This window comes from Vicinamibacteria bacterium (assembly GCA_035620555.1).
Classification (GTDB): Bacteria; Acidobacteriota; Vicinamibacteria; order Marinacidobacterales; family SMYC01; genus DASPGQ01.
The window spans coordinates 1-3,327 of the sequence record DASPGQ010000467.1 but is presented as its reverse complement, the minus strand read 5'-3'; the positions used below and the strand labels follow the sequence as shown (position 1 = coordinate 3,327).

Below are 3,327 nucleotides of genomic sequence, written 5' to 3'. Positions count from 1 at the left end.
AGGTCGGCGCTACGCCTCGGCGAGGCGATGTCGTCGTCGACCTTGACGGCGCCTTCGTCCTTCCGGGTCTCGTCAACGCACACGACCACCTCGAGCTGAATCATTTCGGGAGGCTGAAGTTTCGTCCGACCTACCAGAGCGCGTCCGAATGGATCGAGGACATGCGTCCGAGGCTTCGGGAAGATCCACGAATCCGAGAAGGCCGAGAGCAGCCGCTCTCCGATCGTCTGTTGATCGGAGGGCTCAAGAATCTTCTTTCTGGCGTCACCACCGTTGCCCACCACAACCCTTTCTATCGAGAGCTCCGCCGTCGGTTTCCGGTTCGCGTCGTCCGGCGATACGGCTGGGCCCACTCCTTCTTCCTCGAAGGTCGACCCGTCGGGGCCAACGGCGAGATGGCCGCGGCGGTGAAACAGGCCTATCGGGCCACGCCTTCGGGAGCGCCGTTCCTCGTTCACGTCACCGAAGGAATCGATCGTCGCTCCCGCGAGGAGCTGAAGCGCCTCGACGAGATCGGATGTCTCGCCGATAACACCGTTCTCGTGCACGGCGTCGGCATGTCCGCCGAGGATTGGGGGCTCGCCCGAAAACGAGGAGCGGGCCTGGTGTGGTGTCCTTCGTCGAATAGATTCTTGCTGGGGCGAACGGCAACGGTGCCGGTTTTTCTGCGTAGCTCGCTCGGCGAAGCCTCATCGATCGGCCTCGGAACCGATTCACGCCTGACCGGCTCTCGCGATCTGCTCGAGGAGCTACGCGCCGCGCGCGAAGCGGCGCCGTCGGTCGCGCCAGCCGAGCTCCTGCGAATGGTCACGACCACGCCGGCCCGTTTGCTACGGTTGCCGCACGCGGGCCGCCTCGTCCCTGGGGCTCCGGCGGATTTCATCATCGTTCCTCGGCTCGAAGAGGATCCCGCCAGGGCACTTCTCGCCGCTCGAAGAAGCGATCTTCGGCTCGTGAGCGTGGGGGGACGTCCGCTCGTGGGAACACCGGAGCTGTCGTCAGTCTTCAGGGCGCGCCGAGTTACGACGGGAGAGGGGCAGCTGGACGGCGCTGCGCGGCTCTTCGACCGTGCCCTGGCGCGTCGCATCGCCCGCTCGACGGTTGTGGAGAGCGGACTCGCGCTCCGCTAATCTCGGATCAAAAAGCCAGGTCGGCCACCCTCGACGCGTTCGCCATGAGGGTGAACGTCAGGTTCTTGGCGGGGAGACTCGGGAAGGTCGTGCCGTCGACGAAATGGAGGTTGTCAAAATCCCGGCTGCGGCACACCTCGTCGGTCGTCGGCCCCGACCCGTTTTCGGACATCGGGATCGTTCCCGCGTAGTGCACGCTCGCACCCATGGGGCGGACGTGGGTGGCGTTCTTGGGCGCGATGCAACCGAGCTTGCGGAGAATGCGGCGAAAGCGCTTCGTGACCCGCGCGATCTTGGCGCTCTCGTTCGGCTCGGGTACGTAGTCGACCCGAAGCGTCGTGGTTCCGTCCTTCCCGTCGGCCTCGATCGACAGCTGGTTCTCCTCTCGGCGACGATCGGAGAAGTTGACGTTCAGCATCGCGAGGGCGCCGTGAATGTCTCGAAAAAGAGAGAGGCCGGTACGCATCGACGTGGGAAAACTCGCCACGATGGGATGGATGAGGGCGGTTTTCAACGTCGTCACCAGACCATAGACGCGATCCCGGGCCTCTTCGGCGTCGAGCGCGATCACGACCTGCTGATACTGATAGCTCTCGGGGTCGAACGGTTTGCCGATGAGGCCGAGGTTGACGAAAGGCATGAGCACCTGGCGATTGTCCAGCAAGCCCCGAAGCGTGAGCCGCTCGCCCGAATCCCGGTAGACGGAGTCCAGGAAGATCTTGGACGAAGACAGCGTTCCCGCGGCGAGAACGAGAGCTTCCGCGTCGAACTCGTGCCGAGCGTCGCCGGTCACCGATCGGGCCACCACCTTGCGGACTCGGTTGTCGGAGCCGAAAACGAAGTGGCTGACGTGGACGTCGGGCACATAGGTGAAACGGTCGTGAGCGAGGCACTCGCTCAGCGTCAACGTGGGCACGTAAATCGAGTGATTGGGACAACCCCAGCGGCATCGTCCGAGGTAGCTGCAGGCCTTGCGGCCATTCAGATCCTGGCTCAAGGTCGCGACGCGCGCCCGGCCGACGAAGCATCCGTGGCTCCCGTTGAGCGCGGCCTTGCGCTTGCGATAGGTCTCGAGGAGGACGCGCGAATGCTCGTCGAGATCGAGAGGAGGAAGCAAACCCTCTTGAACCGGGTAGAATCGCGACAAGTCGTCCGCTTCTCCCGCCACCCCGATTCGCCTCGCCACCGTCTCGTAGTAGGGCGCGAGATCGGCATAGGTGAAAGGATAGTCCTCGAGATCCGCGTCGTTGAGCGGGTAGCAGCCGGCACACCAGATCTCGCCGAGACCTCCGGCGGCAAAGGAAACGAGCGGACTGAACCCCGACGTGGCGAGCCGGAAGCGGTCGAGCGGCTCGACCACGTAATGTTGATTCGGGGCCAAGGCGTAATACTCTTCGTCGTCATCGGGAAACGTAAGGGCCTCGTAGTCCTTCCCGAGAAAGAACTGGACCGGGTCGCTCACGCTCGTCTTGAGCTGGTCGAACGTCTCGGCGGCGCCCAAAGGCTCCGGACGTCGGCGACCCACGTCGAGCATGACGACCCGACGCCCCTTTTCGAGAGCGGTCAGCGCGAAATGCACCCCGCTCGCTCCGGAACCGACGACGACTACCGGATCCAACTCACCGTTCCTTCACCTGGCCCGGGCCCGCCCATCGCATCGCGAGACCGAGAGCCGCGAGTGGCGGAGTGGCGACGAGCAAACACAGGGCGTGGGAGCTCGCTCTTGCCGCGAGCTTGGCCCAGATCCACGCCCGGGAGCCGCCGGTGGCGGAATCGATTCGCCGAAAAGCCGATGGATCGCACTCGAGCAACGCCACCATCAGGACGAGCTTCTTGCGCACGACGGACCGTCTCCGAAAGACGCTCGTGTAGGCGTCGACGAGCCTCGTACCCGCGGGCGAGAGTCGGGACAAACTCAACAGGACGCTGTCGAACCGATCGCCGGGAACGTTCGTCCGCGCGTCGGGACGTTCGTGGTACCGAACGTATTGCTCCTCGAGGTAATCGCTCGGCACGCCACCGGTCAGGAAACGATGGAAGAGGCCGCATTCGCGCCGGAGCTCCGCCACGCGATCGAGTGCAGACGGCCGTGTCGAAGGAAGGCGCAGGACGGCGTCCAAGCCCTTCATTCGGGTCTTGCGCTCGTCCACGAAAGAGCTGGGCTCTACGGTCCCGTCGTTCGCAAAAAGGGCCAGCT

Annotated in this window: 3 protein-coding genes; 1 reads left to right on the top strand and 2 read right to left on the bottom strand. The window is 64.4% G+C overall.

The features are described from left to right. Positions 1-1,130: amidohydrolase family protein (locus VEK15_18915; GenBank protein ID HXV62778.1), on the top strand; the 1,130-nt coding region annotated here is incomplete at its 5' end. A 7-nt stretch (positions 1,131-1,137) separates the two neighbouring features. Here VEK15_18915 and VEK15_18910 read toward each other — a convergent pair. Beyond that, entirely contained in the window at positions 1,138-2,748 is a 1,611-nt protein-coding gene (locus VEK15_18910) for a GMC oxidoreductase (GenBank protein ID HXV62777.1), read from the bottom strand. 1 nt (position 2,749) lies between these two features. Continuing rightward, the coding region (locus VEK15_18905; protein HXV62776.1) for a hypothetical protein at positions 2,750-3,327 on the bottom strand (578 nt) is incomplete at its 5' end.